The organism is Budvicia diplopodorum, assembly GCF_009800925.1.
Taxonomy (GTDB): Bacteria; Pseudomonadota; Gammaproteobacteria; order Enterobacterales; family Enterobacteriaceae; genus Budvicia; species Budvicia diplopodorum.
On the sequence record NZ_WOYF01000010.1, the window covers coordinates 94,091 to 117,062 of the forward strand.

The following is a 22,972-nucleotide window of genomic DNA, read 5'->3' on the forward strand; positions in this document are numbered from 1 at the left end:
TGAAAACATGAAAATTGGTACTCAGAATCAGGCATTTTTCCCGACGGATATTCTGGAAAAATTCAAATACGTCAAAGCGATGGGTTTCGATGCTTTTGAAATTGACGGCAAATTGCTGGTGGAAAATATTCCGGCGGTCAAAGCGGCGATAGCAGCAACCGGCCTGCCGGTTACCACCGCCTGTGGCGGCTACGATGGCTGGATTGGTGACTTTATTGAAGAGCGCCGTCTAAATGGCCTACAGCAAATTGCCCGCATTCTGGAAGCGCTGGCCGAAGTGGGTGGCAAAGGCATTGTAGTGCCCGCCGCATGGGGCATGTTTACTTACCGCCTGCCACCGATGGCCTCACCGCGTAGTCAGGCTGGCGATCGTAAAGCGGTGAGTGATTCTCTGCGTTTTCTCGACGACGTCGCCGGGCGAACCGGCACCACGGTGTTTCTCGAACCCCTGAACCGTTATCAGGATCACATGATCAATACGCTGGCGGACGCGCGTTCATACATCGAAGAAAATCAGCTTAAGCATACGCAGATCATCGGTGATTTCTATCATATGAATATCGAAGAAGACGATATCAGCACCGCGTTCCATGCCAATCGCGATCTGCTTGGCCACGTGCATATCGCCGACAACCACCGCTATCAACCGGGCAGTGGCAGCATCGACTTTAAAAAGCATTTCGAACAGCTACGCGCCGACGGTTATCAGGGCTACATCGTTTACGAAGGCCGTATTCGTGCCGATGACCCTGCGGTGGCTTACCAGCACTCACTGCAATTTTTGCGCACCTGCTAAGAGGCGATAGCGAGATGAGTCGAAAACTCAGGGTGGCAATTATCGGTGCCGGGCAAGTGGCGGAAATCGTACATGCCTCGTATTACCTGACGAGAGAACGGCTAGAGCTGGTAGCCGTGGTGGACAGCCATGCCGAGCGGGCAAGTGAGTTTGCCGAGCGGTTGGGGATCCCACACGCCTTTAGCGATGCGAGTGAAATGTACCGCCAGTGCCAGCCGGATATCGTGAGCGTCTGCACGCCGAATCGCTTTCACCATCAGCATGTCATGCAGGCTCTGGAACAGGGTTGCCATGTGATGTGTGAAAAACCACCGGCTATGGCCCCGGAGCAGGCCGCTGAAATGCGCGATGCGGCTCGCAAAGCGGGCAAAGTACTGGCCTATGACTTTCATCACCGCTTTGCCAGCGATACGCAATTGCTGCGTGAGCAGGTGGCTGCCGGAACGCTGGGCGAAGTGTATGTCACTACCGCCAAAGCGCTGCGTCGCTGCGGAGTTCCCGGTTGGGGAGTGTTTACCAACAAGGAATTGCAGGGCGGCGGACCGCTGATCGACATCGGTATTCACATGCTGGACGCGGCAATGTATGTGCTTGGTTTCCCCGCTGTGCGCCGCGTTTCGGCGCACGCTTTCCAACGCTTGGGCAACCGCAAACACAGCGGACAGTTCGGTGAATGGGATCCCAAGGTTTACACCGTGGAAGACGCACTGTTTGCCACCATCGAGTTTCACAATGGCGGCATTTTGCGCCTTGAAACCTCATTTGCATTGAATATTGCGCCGCAGTCGGTGCTGAACGTAGAGTTTTGCGGAGATAACGCCGGAGCCACGCTCTTTCCGTTACATATCTATCAGGATGATGGCGGCAAGTTGGTGACGCTACTGCAGCGGGAAACCGCGGACGATAATCGCCATGTCAAAAGCATGCAGGCTTTTGTGGATCATGTGCTTGGCGCACCGGCCAGCATTGCTGACGCACAGCAGGGCTATCTCATTCAGCAACTTGTCGCGGCTATTTACCTCGCGGCAGAACAAGGAACGAGCATCGACTTATGAGCAACCTAACCTCGTTGGTTGAGCAGCAGTTTAGCCCACACACACTGAATAAATTTGCCACTCTGATGGCAGCCGGAAACGGTTACCTCGGGCTGAGAGCCTGCCATGAAGAGGCTTACACCGAGCAAACGCGCGGCATGTATCTGGCCGGGTTTTACCACCGCGCTTCGGCAACGGAAACCACCGAGCTGGTTAACCTACCGGACGTGCTACAGATGCGCATCGAGCTGGATGGCGAGATCTTCACGCTGCTGTCCGGCACGGTGCTTGCCTACCGGCGCGAACTGAATTTTACCAACGGTGAGCTGTGCCGTTGCGTTACGTGGCTTGCGCCAAACGGCAAACGCTACCAGATCGATAGCCAGCGTTTTCTTTCTGCTGCCCGAAAATCGCTACTGTGTTCGCGTATTTCCATCACGCCGTTGGATGGTGATGCCATCGTAACCATTAGCACAGGTATTGATGCCACGCAGACCAATAGTGGCCGCCAGCACCTAGATGAAATCAGCGTGCGCATTTTTGACCAGCTCTATTTGCAGGGCTGTTATCGCACGCAGGATGGCAGCAATGAGACGGTGATCGGCAGCTTCTGTGCCACGCCGCCCGAGGCTTGTATCAGTTTTTCGGCTAAAAATCGCCGTCTGATACAGCACACCAGCGCTAGCATAGCCAACAATCGCCCTTTTGTGATGGTGAAAACTAGCTGGATAACCAGTTCGTTGGAGGCGGGTTACCAAACGCAAACCGACAGCGAGCGAGCGCTGGCAAACCTGATGGAGTGTGTAGCACAGGGCTACGATACGCTGTTGGCTGAGTCTACGCAGACATGGAATAGCTGGTGGCAACGTAGCCGCGTGGTGGTAGACAGCCAAAATGCGCAGGACCAGCGGGCGCTGGATTTTGCGCTTTATCATCTGTTCGCCATGACGCCAACCCACAGCGAGCGTTGCAGCATCGCGGCGAAGGGGCTGACCGGAGAAGGATACAAAGGCCATATTTTCTGGGATACCGAAGTGTTCCTACTGCCGTTCCATCTGATGACTCAGCCGAATATCGCTCGCCAATTGCTAAGCTATCGCTGGCATAACTTGCCGGGTGCGCAGGCGAAGGCACAGAAAAACGGTTTACAGGGGGCGTTGTTCCCTTGGGAAAGTGCCTGGTCCGGGGAAGAAGAAACGCCGGAATATGCGGCGATCAACATCCGCACTGGCCTGCGACAAAAAGTAGCGTCGGCGCTGGCGGAACATCATCTGGTCGCGGATATCGCTTGGGCCGTAGACGCGTATTATCAGGCAACCTGCGATAACGAGTTTATGCGCCTGCGCGGCGTAACCCTGCTGGTGGAAACCGCCCGTTTCTGGATAAGCCGCGCGGTAGAAGTTAATGGCAGGCTGGAACTGCACGATGCGATCGGCCCGGATGAATATACCGAACACGTTAATAATAACGCCTACACCAACTATCTGGCGCATCACAACGTTGAACGCGCTTTGCATTATCAAGGTAAATTTGACGTACCCGATGAAACGTTTGTCGCGCAGGCGAAAGATTTTCTACATCGTCTCTGGCTGCCGCAGGCTAATGACCAGAAGCTAATTCCGCAGGACGATACCTTCTTCTCCAAGCCGACTATCGATCTGACTCGATACAAACAGCATCAGGGGACGCAGGCGATTTTACTGGATTACTCCCGCGCCGAAGTCAACGAAATGCAGATCCTCAAACAGGCCGACGTGGTGATGCTAACCTATATGCTGCCGTGGTTGTTCACCTCACAGCAGCTTGAGGCGAACCTCGATTACTACGAGCCGCGCACCATTCATGACTCGTCGCTCAGCAAGGCAATCCACGGCGTGGTTGCCGCTCGCTGCGATCGCGTAGAACAGGGGTATCAATTCTGGCAGCAGGCCTGTCTTATCGATCTTGGTGACGATCCTCATAGCTGCGATGACGGCATTCACGCTGCGGCAACGGGTGCCATTTGGCTCGGTGCCGTTCAAGGCTTTGTCGGGTTGACCGTTGAGCAAGGCGAGCTGCGTCTGAACCCGCGCTTGCCACAGGCATGGCGTTCTGTTTCCCTCCCCTTCTGTTGGCAGGGGGAGCCTGTTCGGCTCATGCTGACCGATCGACAACTCAGTATTTCAACGGCTTCGTCTAAGCCATTAACCATCTGGCTCGGGCAAAAACGCCTATTGCTCCAAGGGACGCAAAGTCTGTCTTTGGCGGAATTTGTTACGCCTTTTTCTGCGAGCAGTGCCAAACAGGAGGCAAGTAAATGAAACCTCAGGCAATAATTTTCGATCTGGATGGCGTGGTAACCGATACCGCCCATTTGCACTTTCTTGCCTGGCAACGCATCGCCCGTGAAATTGGTATCGATATCGACGAACAGATTAACGAGCAGCTAAAAGGTATCAGCCGCATGGATTCGCTGGCGCGTATTTTGCGTCACGGCGGGGCGGAGCAGCGCATTGACCAGCAGCAACGCCTACGGCTGGCCGAGCAGAAAAACGCGCTTTACGTCGAACTGTTACAAGACTTACGCCCTGACTCGGTATTGCCGGGCATTGCGGAACTGCTTGAGCAATTACATACCAGAGATATCCGCGTAGGGCTGGCATCGGTGTCGTTAAATGCCCCACGGATTCTGGACGCATTGGGTCTGGCGATCCAGTTCGATTTCTGTGCTGACGCAGGCAAAATCAAACGCTCCAAACCCGATCCGGAAATTTTTCTGGCGGCTTGCGAAGGTCTTAGCGTTTCGCCCGTGAATTGTATCGGCATCGAAGACGCTCAGGCGGGCATCGAAGCCATCAACGCTAGCGGTATGCTTTCCGTAGGAATTGGTACACAGCTAAAGCATGCAGATCTGCTGCTGACATCGACCAAAGAACTTAGCTGGACGTGCCTGCATACATTCTGGTTAACAAAACACAGCAAGCAGGCTGTGTAAAAAAAGGAATTAGAAATGGCACAACTTTCGTTGCAGCACATTCAGAAGATTTATAGCGGTCAGGCCCATGTGGTAAAAGATTTTAATCTGGAGATCGAAGACAAGGAATTTATTGTTTTTGTTGGCCCCTCGGGCTGTGGCAAATCCACTACGCTGCGCATGATTGCCGGGTTGGAAGAGATCAGCGGTGGAAAACTGCTGATTGATGGCGTGTGCATGAACGACGTACCGGCCAAATCGCGCGGGATCGCCATGGTGTTCCAGAACTACGCGCTTTATCCCCATATGTCGGTTTACAACAATATGGCGTTTGGGCTGAAGATGCAAAAGCTGGATGCGAAGGTGATTGATGAGCGCGTACAGTGGGCCGCGCAAATTCTCGGCCTGAAAACCTATCTCGATCGTCGACCGGCCGCGCTGTCAGGCGGTCAACGTCAGCGCGTGGCCTTGGGACGTGCGATTGTGCGTGATGCCGGGGTATTCCTGATGGATGAACCTCTTTCAAACCTAGACGCCAGACTGCGCGTGCAGATGCGGGCGGAAATCAGCAAGCTGCATCAAAAGCTTAACACCACCATGATTTATGTCACCCACGATCAGACAGAAGCAATGACCATGGCGACGCGGATTGTGATCATGAAAGACGGCATTATTCAGCAGGTTGGCGCGCCTAAAACCGTTTATAACCATCCGACAAATATGTTTGTCGCCGGGTTTATTGGCTCGCCATCAATGAATTTCATTCGCGGCACGCTGGATAACGGCTGCTTTGTGACAGAAACCCTCAAATTGCCGATTCCGGAACATAAACTTTCCGCTGAGACTATCGATAAATATCGGCATAAACCGGTGATATTGGGTATTCGTCCCGAAGATATCATTCCGGTCGCGCAGGGAGAGGGAATCGATGCCCAGATTAGCGTAGCTGAATTAACGGGTGCAGAGTTCATGCTTTATACCTCAGTCGGCGGGCACGAATTAACGCTAAAGGCGAATGCCGATGCTGACTATCATCCAACACAGCGGATCAACATTCATTTTGATATGCAAAAAAGCCATTTCTTTGATAACGAAACAGAGCTCGCACTGAACTAACCAAATTTTTACCTAACGTGCTGGAATCTCCCTTCGGCACATTTTTTTAGCAGTTAATTTTAACAAGGATTACTCGATGAAAAGATTCTTGCAATGCTCATGCTTAATTTTAGGGGCTGGAGCGTTTGGATCTCAGGCAACTGAAAATAATAGCTGGAATTACAATATAGGTGCCATGTATGAAATAGAAAACGTGGAAGGTCAGGCAGACGATAAAGACGGGCTATACGAGCCGTCGGTCTATTTTAATGCCTCCCATGGCGATTGGACTATTTCGGTAGCCATGTATCAGGAAGGCCCGGCAGACTATAGCAATTTCACCCGAGGCACCTACTTTAACCGCCCTGAAATGGATATCCGCTACCAGATTATAGATAACGAGAGTGGTTCATTGGGTCTAACCGGCGGTATACGTAACTACGGGTTTCACTTTAAAAATGACGATGGCTCCAACAACGGCACGGCCAATACGCAACGTTATAAACTCCAACCAGACTGGATGATTAAACTTAACGATGACTGGAAATTTGCCGGTTGGTTAGCCTATTATCGCTTCGATAACGATCTGGATAAAACCGGTTATTCCGATAGCCGCGTCGAGACAGAAACCGGCGTAACGTGGAAAATTGACGACACCTTCTCACTGAAAACCAATTATTACCTTGAGCGGGCCTTTAATACTGAAAGTAATAGGAATAACGGGGAATTCTCTACTCAAGAGATGCGCATTTATCTGCCAATCTCGATGGGAAGCACCACTCTGACACCGTACACTCGTCTGGGGTTAGACCGCTGGACAAACTGGGACTGGTCAGAAGACATTGACCGCGAAGACCACGGCTATAATCGCCTGGGCCTACTTTATGCCTATGATTTCAATAATGGTCTGTCGATGACGCTGGAATATGCCCATGAATGGCAGAATCATCATGATGGCGGTGACGACAAGTTCCATTACGCAGGAATTGGCGCGAATTACAGTTTCTAAGTTAATCCTGAACAGCTGGCGGGTAACGTATGGCTTACCCGCCTTATATATAGCTCAATGCGAGAAGGTGAAATAGCCCTCACCCCAGCAGCAGAGAGTCATTTCACCGAATCCGTTAACGCCAATGTTGTAGGTACAATAATGCGTGCAGGCGCTGGCTTTCCCGCTATTTTATCAAACAGCAGAGCGCTGCCGACAGAGCCTAACTCTTGGGTAGGAACTTCAATACCGCCGGGCGATGGTGAGAGTAAAAAGCTCAGCATTTCGTTGCTGTAACCCACGACCGAAAGCTGTTGCGGAATGGCAATACCCTTTTCATGTGCAATACGATACAGGCTCATTAATTTCAAGCTGTCGGTGGCAAATATTGCTTCAGGTAAGTTTTTGCTACTCAGCAATTTCTCCGCGGCTTTTAATGCGGACTCGTGGGTATATCCACCATCTACGATATATTGGTCGGGAATAGCAATGCCGTGGCTTTCAAGACAATCCTTAAAGCCAGCCAGACGATCGACCGAAACGTGGTAATCAAGCGGAGCATGTAAACAGGCAATGCGCCGATGCCCCTTATTCAGCAGCGTTTCTGTGAGCGCAATGCTGTCCTGATAGTTATCGGTATCGACCGAACAAACATGGCGAAAATCGCCATCCACTTTACCAATTACCACCACCGGAATGGCATAATTATCTAGCGCCTCAAAGAAGGATTCATCGGTTGGCGAGCTGAGCATAATAATGCCCTTGATCATCTTCTGCTTTATTTTGTTTATGCATTTTTGCAGGTCTTCTTGGCTGTTTTTAGACGTTTGTAAAATAACGTCAAACCCTTCCATTTCTGCTCTGGCGGTAATGGTATGCAACACTTCGGAGAAGAAAGGATTACCGGCCGTGGTTTTGGTTGAACGCGTGGAGATAACCATAATCGCGTCAAACCCGGAAGAGGTCAGCGCGCGGGCTAATTTATTTGGTTGATAATCCAATTCTGCAATAGCTTTCAATACCCGTTCGCGCGCTTGCGGGGAAATATTAGTCTGATTATTCAGTACTCGTGAAACGGTAGATTTGGAAACACCAGACACACGAGCAATATCATAAATAGTGGGCGACATGGCTGAACCCGTCCCTGCTCTATGCCGAAAATATACGGCATACTACTGAGTTCGCCACGGGTTGTCTAGATAATCACCACCCATGGTGGATGGCGATCAATCCTCAAAATAATGCCCGATAACTTCCTCAGTGACTAGCTTATAGGCGCATTGGAGAGACAGACGTCTGAGCGCCCTTCCGGCTAATTATTTACCACCTCAATCTTACTAATGGTGGCCACGTCATTGGGCATCGTCAGATCTAATTTCACTTTATCCCCGATCTTAATTCCCTTCAGCATCGCTTTATCGACAATCGGGAACGGCATGGTCATTTCGTCCCACTCAAGGCTGGCAATCGGCGGATGGTGAATAATGATTAACCCGCGGGAGGCCTCAACCTGAGTCACGGTACCGGTGGTATGGTGCATTTCCACTACCCCCGACTTGACTACGCTGGCATCCTTTTCGTTATGGTGATGGTCGTTAGTATCGGCCTGTAGATTAAAGGACATACTCCAAATAACGGAAAAGATAATGCCTGCTAACACACTCTTGTTATTCATTTTTCTATTCTCAACGCTATTGATACATGAGTATGGCTATTAAAACCCATGCCGATCATCAGGACAATAGTTTGTTGAGAAGAATTATCATTATTAGTTAGGATTGCTACTGTTCAGGCAGAAAAAAGCCTTGAGAAGAACCAAAGCATTCAGGACTCAATACGGGCGACATCTGACGCCCCGTATTCTAGAAGGGCTAATTTGAAGGAAGGCCAAAACAATAGGGCCCACTAGAAAATCGAGTGGGCCCTATATTCATCATGTTACTTCTTTTTATTTACTAGAAGCTATATTTAACCCCAAACATCACGGCCGTATCGCTGTAGCTATTGTTGCCCAGCTGCTGGCCGACGTTACCCCACAGATTGAGCCGCTTATTGATTTGGCCTTCTACGCCCACTTTTAGCTCACCGATATTCGCCGCACCGTCTTGCTTCATGGTCGCGCCGTCCATGGTGGTACCGAAATCTTTGGTGTTGTGGATCCAGTTCGCTTCAACAAACGGCTGGAACACGCGGTCTTTGCCTTTGTCCTGCTCGCTGTAACCATTCATAAAGACTCTTACGCCTAAACGGGTCTGGATATTGCCATCACCTTCGCCCGACACCTTGGTGCCATTGGCTTCAGTATGGTCATCCGCTTTCACGCCCATCCAGATGACCTGCGCTTTCGGTTGAATAAAGTAAGAGACGTTTTTCGCGCTATTTTCACCCAGTTTAAAGGTATAACCGCTTTCGACTGAGGCCGTCACGCCGTTGGATTTGTACTCTTCTGAATCTAAAGACTGACCGTCAACCCGGTTGTTAAACCAGTTGTATAACGCCCAGCTATCAACGTACAGGCCCGACTTATCGGCTTCGTTAGCATACCAGGTCGCGTATAAACCGGTACTGTAACCGTCAACAGTTCCACGCGAACTGTATCCCGACCAGCGAGAATCGGTGTGGTTTTTGCTGTTAGCATAGCCCGCCATCACGCCAAGGTGCAGGCGGTTCTGGTCGTTACTACTCCACTGGGCAATATCACCGCCCAGCTGCATAACATAGCGGTTAGCCTGAGTATCCAGCTGTCCGTTAGCGTCACGAGATTTCGTGTGCCCGCCTTCATTTCGCAGCCACATGCTGGTAACTTTCCGTTCGCCGGTCAGCACGTCAATATATTGGGTTTCGCCTAAGCGGTCGTGCAAACGCGTGACAAACAGGCTATTGGCGGCCGCTAAGTTAGAGGTATAACTACCGGCCTCCGGGCGTTCAATCATTGGCAACACGTTTTGAGCCGGGTCAGGGTTTGGCGTTACCGGTACTACTGGAGTTGCCGGCGTCACCGGTGTTACTGGCGTAAGCAAACTGGTCAGGTACCAGTTACTCGCATTAGCACCCACGCCACGCACCACTGCGTAATCATAAGCACCGGCGACAATACGGCCTTGCTGAACAAACTCACCGTCAGAGGTGCCATTAACCTGTACCAGCTCAATACCGTTCAGCGTCGCTGCACCGCTGCCACCGGCGTTGGTCACGCTAACTCGGGTGGTACCGGCAGTATTTCCCGCCACCACCAGTTTGTCGGTAGCGGAGCTATCATCATTCAATACCGTATTGAAATTCAGTAGGCCGTTATTACCGGTATAATCACCGGATACCGTCAGCACAGTACCTGGCGCACCGTTAAAACTCACCGTACCTGCGTTATTTAGGCTAGCCACCGTCTGATCATAGCCAGCTAAATTCAACTGACCCGCCGTACCCACAGTAAAATCAGATGAGGTGCTGAAAGCCCATACCGCCCCGGCTTGCAATGTTCCGTTCATAACGGTAGTCGTGCCAGCATAATCATTAGCAGAGGTCAGCGTCGTGGTACCTTGATTCATCTGATTAACGCTCAAAGTACCGGACATTTGCGGAGAAAAGGCGATATCGTCAGTATGGTTAAAGTTAACCGTTGCAGCGCCAGCGCCGCCGGTAATACTTGCCATATTGAGAGCGCCGCTCAAATTTCCGTTACCGATATTTAAGGTACCTGTGGAGGTGGATTCTGAGGCGATAATCATTGAGCTAGCGGAAACCGCTGCGCGATCGGCAATAGTCAGAGCACCGCTATCCCTATAGCCAACGATGAGCTCACCGCTGTTATTCCACTGCGATCCGGTACCGGACACCTCAACATGACCCGTCGCACCTAAGGAGTAGCCCACATTGCCATCGTCATTGTTAACAACGCCACCATCGCTAATCGTAAGCTGGCCATTACCGTATAAGCCAACAAAGAGTTGACCGTTGTTATCCCACCGCGACCCAGTGCCAGAGATATTCACGACACCCGTCGAATCGGTGTAATTACCTATATAACCCCCTGTACTGCTAACAACACCGCTATCACGAATCGTCAGAGTGCCATTATTCCCAAAGCCAACGTGAAGTTCACTGCCGTTATACCACTGAGATCCAACGCCGGACACCTCGACATGCCCCATAGCATCAATACTGGCACCAGCGCTATAGTCAACAAAGCCGATAAAGCCAATATTATTGCGAACAACGCCGCCATCGCTAATCGTCAACTTGCCATTACCGCCAAAGCCAACATGGAGGTCATTGTCGTTATTCCACCGAGAGCCGACACCGGACACCTCAACAACGCCCGTTGAACCCAATGAATGGGCAATATAGCCAGAGTCACTGGTAACAGCGCCGCCATCGTTAATTGTGAGCGTGCCGTTACCCGGTACGGCAAATCCGCCAACCAAGAGAGCATTGTCGATATTCCACTGAGATCTAACTCCGGATACTGAGACAATACCCGTCGAACCAGCAATTCCACTACCTATATCGCCTTCTATAGCGCTAACAACGCCGCCATCGCTAATCGTCAGCGTGCCATAACCCTCGTAGCCAACAAAGAGAATACCGTCGACATTCCACTGCGATCCAATACCGGATACTGAGACAATACCCGTCGAACCAGCAAGATTGCCGACGCTGCTCATTGTATTGCTAACAACGCCGCCATCGCTAATTGTGAGCGTGCCATGACCCTCGTAGCCAACAAAAAGATTGTAGCTGTTATTCCAATATGATCCGGGACCAGAGACCTCGGCCTGACCCCACGAATCGCCGCCGTAGCCGATATAGCCCATTCCGTTGTCAACAGTACCGCCATCGCTAATCGTCAATGAGCCATTACCATTCAAACCAATATTGAAGTCACCGCCGTTATTCCATTGCGATCCCATACCGGATACCGAGGCAATGCCCGTCGAACCCGCTTCAACACCAGTACTGCTATTAAGACTAGTAACAACGCCACTATCGTTAATCGTAAGCGTGCCATTACCTTGATAACCGACATAGAGATAGTAGTCGTTATTATTCCACTGTGAACCAATCCCAAGCACCTCAACGGCGCCTATAGAACCGGCTTGGGCGCCCACATAGCCAGTTTCATTGCTAACAATCCCGCCATTTTGAATCACCAACGAGCCACTGGTGGTATCACCAACCACAAGATTGTCGGCCATATTCCAAGGTGAAGATTGCGATACTGGCACAGTAACTATCTGGCCACCGTCAATAATCATATCCGCAAAAGCGTAAGTCGCGTTCAGGAGCAAGCCAGAAATCGCAGCGAAAAGGCAACTGTGGCGAAATATATTCTTCGCTCTGATACCTGCCAGAGAATCGCTTGTACGGGCAGAATTGTGAGAGGAACAGTGTTGGCTAGCACGTCTGACTGGATTTGAATTGGTAATACGGTAAGTTCTACTCATCTTTTTATTCCCTATATGCATACAAAAATTTCACTATGAGATGAAGCAATTACTCTTATTCACAGTGGTTCCATTTTTAGCGATAGATTTCCCTCTTATCGCCGTATGACTCAATTTTAATTAGCCGGTAGGCTTAACCTCAAACATGCTCTGAATACAGATATAAAAATTTCAGCCAATGCAGCACGGCTTACAAATGAAACAATAAAAAAATAAATCCATTAATGCGGTGCTTTTAGCGATTAAATATTTATCCATTTAAAATTAAAATCGGCTAACACCGCCAATCAAATGGGTTGCGATTTCAATTCACATACATGAAATTACTCCATAAAACCTTCCAATGGAGGCCGTGTTCGTGAGAATTTCAAACCATTTTATGCTATTTATTTTTGTAATTTTATAATATTAAGAAAGGGTTGGCCATCCAGAGAATGAAATGCCATAATGTTAAATTTACATATAACCAAGTAAAATCAATGAATTAACAATCCACCTCAATTTAATCGTAAAATCTTATATAAATATTTGGCATATTGTGTTGTTTTTTCAATCAATGCGATCTAAATAATTTATAATTATAGTGGTTTTCATCATTTTTCTTTATTATCGACAAGTGTTTCCATAGTGTTAAACCAATATTAATTATATTATTTTAGGTAGATTATTTTGTATTAAAAATAATTATAATTAATAACAAAAGGTGGATTATCACTAAACGCCTTACTAATTCAGGCGTAATAAAACAGAATAATAACCGTGATATTATTCACTATATTGTAGTTCCTATGGCTCAACTATTAGCGTTATTGAGGCTCCGACCACCGCCCTGTCATCAGCGGTAATCTCGCCGTGTTTAGCAAAGATCGCAAAAAGAAAAAGGTGCCAAATGGCACCTTTAGAAGGGATCCTATTTACACGGATCTAGAAGTTATATTTAACCCCAAACATCACGGCCGTATCGCTATAGCTATTGTTGCCCAGCTGCTGGCCGACGTTACCCCACAGATTGAGCCGCTTATTGATTTGGCCTTCTACGCCCACTTTTAGCTCACCGATATTCGCCGCACCGTCTTGCTTCATGGTCGCGCCGTCCATGGTGGTACCGAAATCTTTGGTGTTGTGGATCCAGTTCGCTTCAACAAACGGCTGGAACACGCGGTCTTTGCCTTTGTCCTGCTCGCTGTAACCATTCATAAAGACTCTTACGCCTAAACGGGTCTGGATATTGCCATCACCTTCGCCCGACACCTTGGTGCCATTGGCTTCAGTATGGTCATCCGCTTTCACGCCCATCCAGATGACCTGCGCTTTCGGTTGAATAAAGTAAGAGACGTTTTTCGCGCTATTTTCACCCAGTTTAAAGGTATAACCGCTTTCGACCGAGGCCGTCACACCGTTGGATTTGTACTCTTCTGAATCTAAATACTGACCGTCAACCCGGTTGTTAAACCAGTTGTATAACGCCCAGCTATCAACATACAGACCCGACTTATCGGCTTCGTTGGCATACCAGGTCGCGTATAAACCGGCGCTGTAACCGTCGACAGTTCCACGCGAACTGTATCCCGACCAGCGAGATTCGGTGTGGCTCTTGCTGTTAGCATAGCCCGCCATCACGCCAAGGTGCAGGCGATTTTGGTCGTTACTACTCCACTGGGCAATATCGCCGCCCAGCTGCATAACATAGCGGTTGGCCTGAGTGTCCAGCTGTCCGTTGGCGTCACGAGATTTCGTGTGTCCGCCTTCATTACGCAGCCACATGCTGGTAACTTTCTGCTCGCCGGTCAGCGCGTCGATATATTGGGTTTCACCTAAGCGGTCGTGCAAACGCGTAACAAACAGGCTATTGGCGGCCGCTAAGTTAGAGGTATAACTACCGGCCTCCGGGCGTTCAACCATCGGCAATACGTTTTGAACCGGGTCAGGGCTTGGCGTTACGTTTTGATTTGGGTCAGAGTCTGTCGCTATTAGCTTTAATGGGGCTAATGGCGTAGCCACACTGGTCAGGTACCAGCTACCGGCATTCACACCCGCACCGCGTGTCAACGTGTAGTCATAAGCACCGGCGACAATACGCCCCTGCTGAACAAACTCGCCGTCAGAGGTGCCATTAACCTGTACCAGCTCAATACCATTCAGCGTTGCTGCACCGCCACCACCGGCATTGGTTACGCTAACCCGGGTGGTACCGCTAGTATTGCCCGCCACCACTAGTTTATCGGTAGCGGAGCTATCATCATTCAATACCGTATTGAAATTCAGTAGGCCGTTATTACCGGTATAATCACCGGATACCGTCAGCACAGTACCTGGCGCACCGTTAAAACTCACCGTACCTGCGTTATTTAGGCTAGCCACCGTCTGATCATAGCCAGCTAAATTCAACTGACCCGCAGTCTGCACGAGAAAATCAGATGCAGGACTGAAAGCTCCGGCAATCCCCGCTTGCAGCGTTCCGCCCATAACGGTAGTCGTGCCAGCATAATCATTAGCAGACGTTAACGTCGTGGTTCCCTCAGCTATTTGACGAACGGATAAAGCGCCCGACATGCGCACCGAGAAATCAATATCGTCAGTATGGATAAATTGAACCGATGCAGCACCGTCACCGCCGGTAAGATTGGCAGCATTGAGGGTACCAGCCAGACCTCTGTTACCAATACTTACAACACCAATAGAGCCTGAATCGTTGGCAAGATATACTGAGCCAGCAGAAACTTCGGCACCATCGGTAATGACCAGAAAGGCATTGCCTGAATGACCAACAGTGAGGTCGAGATTGTTATTCCACTGTGAACCGGCTCCAGACAACGTCACCATGCCGATGGAACCAGCATTATATGCGATAGAACCCGTGTCACTGTTAACCACGCCGCCATCGCTAATCTTGAGATCGCTATAACCACGATAACCTACATGAAGAGCGCTACCGCTATTCCACTGAGAACCGACGCCCGACACGTTAACAACGCCTGATGAACCTTCATGATGAGCGATATAGCCCATGGCACTGTTAACAACGCCACCGTCGCTAATCGTCAACGAGCCATCACCGTAATAGCCAACGGTGAGTTCATCGCTGTCATTCCACTGCGAACCGGCTCCAGAGACCGTAGCCTGACCGGTCGAACTCGCAGTGTAAGCGATAGAACTATAATAATTGCCAGCACTAACGGTGCCACCATTGAGAATATTAAGCTTGCCATTACCCTCGAGGCCAACGTAGAGATGCCCGTTGCTATTCAACTGAGATCCAACGCCGGATACCAAGGCCACGCCTGATGAACCAGCGTCGACACCGATTGCGCTAGCTTTACTGTTAACAACGCCACCGTCACTAATGGTTAGCTCGGCATTACCGTAAAAGCCAACGGCGAAGTTACCATTGTTATTCCATTGCGAGCCTCTGCCAGATACCTCCGCGATGCCGGTTGCACTGGCATTGTGGCCGATATAACCCGTAGAGCTGTTAACAACGCCGCCACCGCTAATCGTCAACGAACCATTACCAAAATTCCCAACAACAAGGGCGTGACGATTATTCCACTGTGAACCGGTTCCTGAGAGGTTAACTACGCCCGTTGAACCCGTCTGACCACCGATCAAGCCCGAGGCACTGTTAACAACGCCGCCGTCTTCGATCTCCAACAAGCCACTCGTCGTATCACCAACGACAAGCGCATCGGTAATATTCCAGAGCGAAGACGTAGAGGCTCGGCCACCATCAATTATCAGATCGCTCGCGGCGAAAGCCGACCCGCTCAGGAGCGAACCGGAAAGTGCAGCGAAAATATAGCTACGACGAAAAATACTCTTTGCTCTTGTGCTTGTTAGAAAATTGCCTGCGTTGGCAGAACGGTGGAAACAACGACTCTCGTTGGCACTTCCAGGAGGTTTAAACGCATTAATACGATTAATTTTACTCATCAATAGTTCCATATTTAAATACAATAATTTCACTATGAAATGAGTAGTTGCCCTTCTTCACAGTGGTTCTATTTTTAGCGATAATTTCCTACTTGTAGCGGTGCTACTTGATTCTCAATAAAAATCAACGAGTAGACTTAGCTCCGAACCTGCCGTTTTGAGGCAATAGTCTCGCCAAAAGAGCTGAATAACGTTCACCGATGTAGAAAAGTGATTATTCAACCAGTCTTCAATACATCATAATGTGGTGTTTTTTAATGATTAAATCTCTATTCTTTTTAAATTATCGCAACCAATACTAATTGGTTGCATTTAAATTTAATTTATAGAGTCAAAACGGTGGATTACCGAGAATGTTATGCCTAGCCATCTATTTCCAGAATATTATAATATCTAAAAAATAATGGCTATAGAAAAATGAAATACTAACAATAGCGTGTTTTTATTAATGTAAAAAATTATTTCACACCAATAAAACTCAAATCTTTATTCATGAAAAACAATAATATAAAAAATAAACCTCAATTCATCATATTGGCTATTTTGATTCATATTATGAGAGTAATTACTCGTCATATTATTCTATTTTCATTACTCACAAGTGTTGCAATAATGTTATGAAATATTAGCTATATTATTAAAAATGGTAATTTAGTATTAATGATAAATATTGACACCAATAACTCTAAATAGCTAATTTATTCATATCTCACTAATTTAAAGGGAATAAAAATTATATTATTTATTCTATTGTCGCGCTTAGGGTTTGCAGTATGACAACTATTGAACGTAACGGTAACCTTCCCATTTTTAGCGGGGGGCACTATACGTAAATTTTCTTAAGATCGGTCAAGGCCCAGCATAACATACTCAGCATTTGCTGAACTCTGGGTCACCGGGTAGAAAATACCTTCACTAGCGAGTGTCGTTAAACCGTTAAATGCAGGCTCATAGACATAAGTTAAATTGTGCGACTGAGGTAACTCTATCGCTTTTTATTACCAAGAGATGAACATGCATTCCGTTACCATTTATCATAATCCTGCTTGTGGTACGTCCCGTAATACGCTTGAACTGATTCGCAACAGCGGTATTGAGCCCACAGTGATTCATTCTTTAGAGACCCCGCCAAGCCGTACGGAACTGATAAAGCTTATTGTTGATATGGGTATTACTGCACGCGTGTTACTTCGAAATAATGTTGAACCCTATGAAACGCTCAAGCTGGATGACGCCCCATGGAGTAACGATCGGCTAATCGACTTTATGTTGGAATATCCTATTCTGATTAATCGTCCGATTGTTGTGACCGAATTAGGAACAAAGCTTTGTCGGCCTTCTGAAACTGTTTTAGATATATTACCCACGGCTCAGAAAGGCGCATTTACTAACATTACTATTGCAATTAGCACACATTTCATTAATGAAATTATTTCCTTCACTTACACCCTTAATACATCTAAAAATAACTTTATTAATAGAGGCGTAATTATCATCTAGCTCATCCTGCCTTCTAAATTATTCCTGCCCGGAAGTCGGTGCCTGTCTCAGCATGTACGAAAAATCCTTTATTTCACATAACGCTTATGGACATCCTATTTCAACATTAACGGCACAGCGCTATTCAGACGGTGAATATATCTGTCACCCGTGCGGTAGTCCGCTGGTTTTTCATCGGAGTGCCGAGCTTAGCCGCCCTTGGTTTGAGCATACGGATGCTGATTTATCAGAACACGAGCGCCAACACCACTCTTAGGCTAATCGTAAACCTGTAGAAATAGACGGAGTGACTGCACTGACAAATCTTATTAATGAAGCTCTTGTCTTACATTAATATTAAGGATAAAATACTTTTTAATTAATTTAAGCGATCTAACATACCGATTTTTGATTACATTACAATCTTATACTCCATTTCGCTTTTTGAGTAGTGAGTTTGAGAATAATTATTCTAATTTAGCCTTCAAAGAGGCGTTTAGATTAGGTTGTTTTTAATAAGGGTTGGGTAGTTGGTGGAGTGATTTTCTTAAGTTGAGAATCTTTATCTTGAATGAGTGAAATTTATTATAGAACCATTGCGTTATCGGTCCTTTTATTAAAATTCACATTAAATTTATTATCTATAAAAACCCTGCTGAATAAGGGGGTTGGTGTTCTTTTGGCTATTTAATGGTTGCTAGTAGGGTAAGAAAGAATAACAGAACGCAGGGATATATTGATTACTAACATGGAGCTTTTATGAATAAAATTTATCGGATTATCTGGAACAGTACATTGGGCCTGTGGGTTGTTGCCTCTGAATTAACTCGAGGAAAAACAAAGAGCGTCACGTCAACGTCATTATCGGGAATGATATTGGCAGCCCTTCTATCACCATCAGTTTTCGCCAGTAGCTGTGATGACACCAGTCTAACCTGCGAATTAGGAACTACCTGGAGTTCCGCCACCAATAATTATGGCACCGATACTGTTACTGTTTCAGATGGTCAAACCTATGCGGTAAAAGGTCCTGACGAATTTAAGGTTGCCCCGGGAACCTATAAAATTTATACTTCGATTAATCAACTAATTAATGCAGGCTATATTACAGCCGACCCCATTCCTGTGACAGATACCAAAATCAACAAGGGGTTGTTAAGCAAGATCATTACGGTCTATGACCCTATCACTAATAGCAATAAAACGGTGGCAGTTTATAATTCCATGATCATGGGGGAATGGAATTCAGGCTATGCACAAGGTGGTATTGGCGTGATGAGCAGCGGGCCTGCCGATGTATATGCGCAAAGCCGTTTTGTTAACGTCACTGATGGTGTAGCAAATATTGATGCAGGTACCCAAGCAATTCGCGGCGGGATGAGAAACACTCAGTTTGTTTATGCCGATGGCACCAACAGTACTAAAGCCGAAGCAAACTGGTTGTCGAAAAATGAGGTATCATTTTCATCCGAAGTCGACTTTTTAGCGCAACCAACTCAGACCTACGCTGCACAAAAAGACACCTATAAAGGCACGTTTTCCACCTTTGATAACGGTAGCTATACCGTTAATTCACTGGCTGACTTTCAAAATTACAACAATTGGCTAATCAGTCAACTCGAATCTCAAGCGCTAAATTACAGTCAGTATGCCTCAGAGCTGGCTAAAGCCTACACCTCCACAACCACAAATTATGTGATTAACAATATTCCTGCCGACGCCGATACGACAATACTGAATGAAGCGCCGGGCAAGATTGCATTGCTGTATGGCAAGGGTGCCAATGCCACGGTGCGGTTGGCCGCCTCTGGGCAGATTACCGGTGACACCCGAGGTTCCCGGGGAAATTCGAGCGTATTTCGCCTTGAAAACGGCGCCACAGGGATAAATGAAGGAGAAGTAGAAGTCAGTCACTATACGGCTATCGTGGAATCGGGCTCAACCTTTATCAATAAGAGCCGCATCACATCAGGTTCAAATACCTTTGAGGGATTCGGCATTCATGCCAGCGGTGTCGGAAGCCGATTTATCAATGACGCCGTGCTAAACCTGAGGCCGGCATATTGGTCTGCGAACTATAACGGTACCAATTATGCAGTTACTCTAAATGACGGTGCGGAAGGAATTAATAATCATGTTATTAATATTGGTATTACCGAAGGAAACAAAGGTCGTAACGCGCTAGGTAATGTGCACGGTGTTAGGGTAAATACTGCATCCCAGTTTACCAACGCTAACGGTGCCAATATTAATTTGGGATTAGCTGAAAATGGCGACCACATTTATGTTAAGTCTGGTTCTTACGGTATAAACGCTACCGGCACCACTCACGTTGATAACCAAGGGACTATTACCCTTAGTGATAAAGTTGAGGGCTCGTCGGCAATTTATGCAACAAATACAACGAGTAGTGGCGTTGTTGTTAATAGGGGAAAAATTGTTATTACCAGCAACGGCGATAACGGCAATTTTATTCCCGAGACCAACGTAGCCATACAGGCGGTCAATAATTCTAAGGGCGTTTACAACATTGGTTCAATAGACATTATTGGCATCAATACGGTTGGCATTAAAACGCTCACCGGTGGGCAAGTCGTCTCTAGCGGCGATATCAACATTATCGGCGGTGCCGATCTGCTCACTGGACTACGCAACTACGGGGCATGGTCCGAAGGTGCCAATTCATTGGTAAATATTTCTGGTACCGTTAACATGAACGGTGATAGAGCCATTGGCCTCCATGCCCGAAACAGCGGCAGTATCGCAATTGACGGCGCAGGGGAAGTGAAGTTTGTCTCCGGCACTGACCAGATTGGCTTCTTCGTTTATGGTCCCTCAGCCTCTCTGACTAACACCGGCTCGGGTGCCATGAATGTGTCTACTGAACGTTCTACCCTGTTCCGTATGGAAGACGGTGCCGACTTTACCGGCGGTACCGGGGCCAGCTCGTCGCTGACGGCATCGGGTAAAGACTCCACCGCCGTGATGGTCACCGGCTTAACCGGTACCGACGTGTCGGCGTTTAACTCCGGCGGTATGACCCTCAACCTAAGCGGTGAAAATGCCACCGGCGTATTAGTGGAAGGCGGCGCTCAGGGCAACATTGCCGCTATTGCCAACATTAACTTAATTGGCGTAGGTGCCATTGCCGGTATTGCCGATGGGCAAAAGCATGATTTAACCGGCTCTGCCACCGGTACACCGGTTGCCGGCGTATTAACCAATGGAACCCTCAACGCCGGTGCGGCCGGTTTTGGTACCGGCACCCTTCTGGTGGCTGGCGCTAATCTTAATTCATCGCTGGATAGCGTCACCGGCTATATCGCCCGTAACAGCGCGACGCTGAGCAACTCCGGCAATATTATCTTTAGCGGCAAAAACACCACCGGTATTCAGGTGCTGGACGGCTCTGTTGGCGGCAATACCGGCAGCATTACCCTGCAGGACGGCGGTATTGGTCTGATAGCCAGCTCGTCGAATTTGGCTACCACCATTAATAATAGCGGTAACTTAGTGCTAAAAGGCGGCACCAACGCCAACCGCACCAAGGGTATTCAGGCTTCCGGCAGCGCAGTCACGGTCAATATGACCGGCGGTTCTATTGATATGCAGGGCCAGGGCGCAGTCGGAGTTGAAGCGATGGACGGCGGTAAGGTGATCCTGTCCGGTACCGCATTACCGACGTTTGCCGCTGAAGCTACCGGCGTGACCGACCAAATCGCTTTCCGTATCGTCGGCAACGGGGCCAGCATTCAGACTAATTTGGCGGCCGGTACCGTACTGGATGCCAGCGGTAAACAGTCAACCCTGTTCCGCATTGAAGACGGCGCGACCCAGTCGGGCGTGCTGCAGATGCAAACCTCCGGTAACGATGCTAACGGTATCTGGGCTACCGGCGCAGGCACCACGGTGGTGGCCTCGTCGGGCAGTGACTTCCAAATCTTAGGCGCGGGCGCAAAAGGTGTATATATCACCGGCGCGGCCAAGGGCACGTTAAAATCCGGTACTACCGTCAGCCTGGTAGGCGATGGCGCGGTAGTGGGCGTGGTTGACGGCAACGAATATGATTTGGCCGGTAACATTCTGACCAGTAATACCGGCTCTACCCTGACCAATGAATCCAATATCACCAGTACCTTAAATAATGCCATCGGGTTTATTACTCAAAATCAGGGGCTATTAGTTAATCAGGGCAATATCGACTTTACTCTGGGTACCGGCAACACCGGCGTGAAGGTGATTAACGGTCAGTTTGAGAATAAATCCAGCAATATCAACGTCAACGGCGTTGCCGTATCGGTGGAAGGTGCAGGCTCAGTCGTGACCAGCACCGGCGGTAATATCGTCGCGACCAACGGCGAAGCGGCGATTAAGCTCGGTCAGGATGCATCGCTCAATCTGGTCGGCAGCGGTTTAGGTACGGTTGAAGGACAAGGCACCGCACACGGTGTGTTATTGGATACCGGTGCCAAAGGCCTGATAATTGCCGGTGCGAAAATCAACGTCAATGCCGCCGGTGCAACCGGTAACGGCGTTGAAAACAAGGCTGAAATAGCGGGCCTGCAGTTAACCGGCACCACCCAAATTAACGTGGCCAACGGCAAAGGTATCCGTACCGCGGCAACGTTAGCGCAAACCAACAGCGGTACTATCAACGTCAACGGCAGCGGTACCGGTCTGGCGTTCGAAACCGCCACCGGCGGCGTGGTGGCGAATATCGCGACGCTGGATATGTCTGATTCAACCGCGCTGGTGATTAACCTTAACGGCGTCGGCGGTACCGGTATTCTGGCGAACACCGCGGATGATGCCACGGTGAAAAGCGGTGCCAGCGTGAACGTTGCTCAGGCTAACGGCGGCTCAGCGCTGGTGGTGAATAACTCGGCGGCATCGGTTATTCAGAGCGGTAATCTGAATTCATCGTCGACTACTGCAGCCGTTGTGCGGGCTGAAAAAGCCAAGAACTTTACCAATACTGGTAAAATTATCGCTAACTCCGTTACCGCTGAAGCCATGTCGTTTGATGGTTCTATCAATACCGTTGTGCTTAATGATACCGGTGCTGCCATTCAGGGCGTCATCGCCATGAATGGCGGAAATAATAACGTCACCAATAAAGGGCTGATTACCGGCACGCTGACGGCGGCAGACGGCAATAACCAAATGCTGTTTGAAACCGGCAGTACCCTGACCGGCAGCGCGACGTTAGGCCAAGGTAACAATCAGGTTACGCTAAACGGCACCGCCCATACGGAC

Annotated in this window: 13 protein-coding genes; 9 read left to right on the forward strand and 4 right to left on the reverse strand. The window is 48.7% G+C overall.

Features of this window, described 5'->3' with window-relative positions; all coding sequences use genetic code 11:
* Window positions 1-7 precede the first annotated feature (7 nt).
* From ycjR to GVI43_RS10770, 6 genes are all read left to right on the forward strand, one after another.
* On the forward strand, window positions 8-796 hold the full coding sequence (gene ycjR / locus GVI43_RS10745; RefSeq protein WP_159566856.1) for a 3-dehydro-D-guloside 4-epimerase: 789 nt from the start codon (window positions 8-10) through the stop codon (window positions 794-796).
* Between the two features lie 14 nt (window positions 797-810).
* Window positions 811-1,851, forward strand: a complete 1,041-nt coding sequence (gene ycjS / locus GVI43_RS10750) for a D-glucoside 3-dehydrogenase (protein WP_159566857.1) — start codon at window positions 811-813, stop codon at window positions 1,849-1,851.
* Window positions 1,848-4,130, forward strand: a complete 2,283-nt coding sequence (locus GVI43_RS10755) for a glycoside hydrolase family 65 protein (RefSeq protein ID WP_159566858.1) — start codon at window positions 1,848-1,850, stop codon at window positions 4,128-4,130. Before ycjS ends, GVI43_RS10755 begins: the two co-directional genes overlap by 4 nt.
* Window positions 4,127-4,804, forward strand: a complete 678-nt coding sequence (pgmB, locus tag GVI43_RS10760) for a beta-phosphoglucomutase (RefSeq protein WP_159566859.1) — start codon at window positions 4,127-4,129, stop codon at window positions 4,802-4,804. Before GVI43_RS10755 ends, pgmB begins: the two co-directional genes overlap by 4 nt.
* Window positions 4,805-4,819: 15 nt before the next feature.
* On the forward strand, window positions 4,820-5,899 hold the full coding sequence (locus tag GVI43_RS10765) for an ABC transporter ATP-binding protein (protein WP_159566860.1): 1,080 nt from the start codon (window positions 4,820-4,822) through the stop codon (window positions 5,897-5,899).
* A gap of 76 nt (window positions 5,900-5,975) precedes the next feature.
* Complete coding sequence (locus GVI43_RS10770; protein ID WP_159566861.1) at window positions 5,976-6,887, forward strand: OmpG family monomeric porin; 912 nt, start codon at window positions 5,976-5,978, stop codon at window positions 6,885-6,887.
* 98 nt (window positions 6,888-6,985) lie between these two features.
* Here the strand turns inward: GVI43_RS10770 and GVI43_RS10775 are convergent, their stop codons facing one another.
* The 4 genes from GVI43_RS10775 to GVI43_RS10790 all read right to left on the reverse strand — a co-directional run bounded on the left by GVI43_RS10775 (window position 6,986) and on the right by GVI43_RS10790 (window position 16,237).
* Window positions 6,986-7,996, reverse strand: a complete 1,011-nt coding sequence (locus GVI43_RS10775) for a LacI family DNA-binding transcriptional regulator (RefSeq protein WP_159566862.1) — start codon at window positions 7,994-7,996, stop codon at window positions 6,986-6,988.
* Window positions 7,997-8,178: 182 nt separating this feature from the next.
* A complete protein-coding gene (locus GVI43_RS10780) occupies window positions 8,179-8,541 on the reverse strand; it encodes a copper-binding protein (RefSeq protein ID WP_159566863.1) in 363 nt (120 codons plus the stop codon).
* A 280-nt stretch (window positions 8,542-8,821) separates the two neighbouring features.
* Complete coding sequence (locus tag GVI43_RS10785) at window positions 8,822-12,307, reverse strand: autotransporter outer membrane beta-barrel domain-containing protein (protein WP_159566864.1); 3,486 nt, start codon at window positions 12,305-12,307, stop codon at window positions 8,822-8,824.
* A gap of 924 nt (window positions 12,308-13,231) precedes the next feature.
* Window positions 13,232-16,237 carry an autotransporter outer membrane beta-barrel domain-containing protein gene (locus tag GVI43_RS10790; RefSeq protein ID WP_246201793.1) on the reverse strand — a complete coding sequence of 1,002 codons (3,006 nt, stop codon included), beginning with the start codon at window positions 16,235-16,237 and terminating at the stop codon, window positions 13,232-13,234.
* Window positions 16,238-17,251: 1,014 nt separating this feature from the next.
* Here GVI43_RS10790 and arsC point away from each other — a divergent pair.
* The 3 genes from arsC to GVI43_RS10805 all read left to right on the forward strand — a co-directional run.
* Window positions 17,252-17,737: an arsenate reductase (glutaredoxin) gene (gene arsC, locus GVI43_RS10795; RefSeq protein ID WP_159566866.1), complete on the forward strand. Its 486-nt coding sequence runs from the start codon at window positions 17,252-17,254 to the stop codon at window positions 17,735-17,737.
* Window positions 17,738-17,789: 52 nt separating this feature from the next.
* Window positions 17,790-17,993: a DUF7828 domain-containing protein gene (locus tag GVI43_RS10800; RefSeq protein WP_159566867.1), complete on the forward strand. Its 204-nt coding sequence runs from the start codon at window positions 17,790-17,792 to the stop codon at window positions 17,991-17,993.
* Between the two features lie 482 nt (window positions 17,994-18,475).
* The coding region (locus tag GVI43_RS10805) for an ESPR-type extended signal peptide-containing protein (protein ID WP_281351006.1) at window positions 18,476-22,972 on the forward strand (4,497 nt) is incomplete at its 3' end.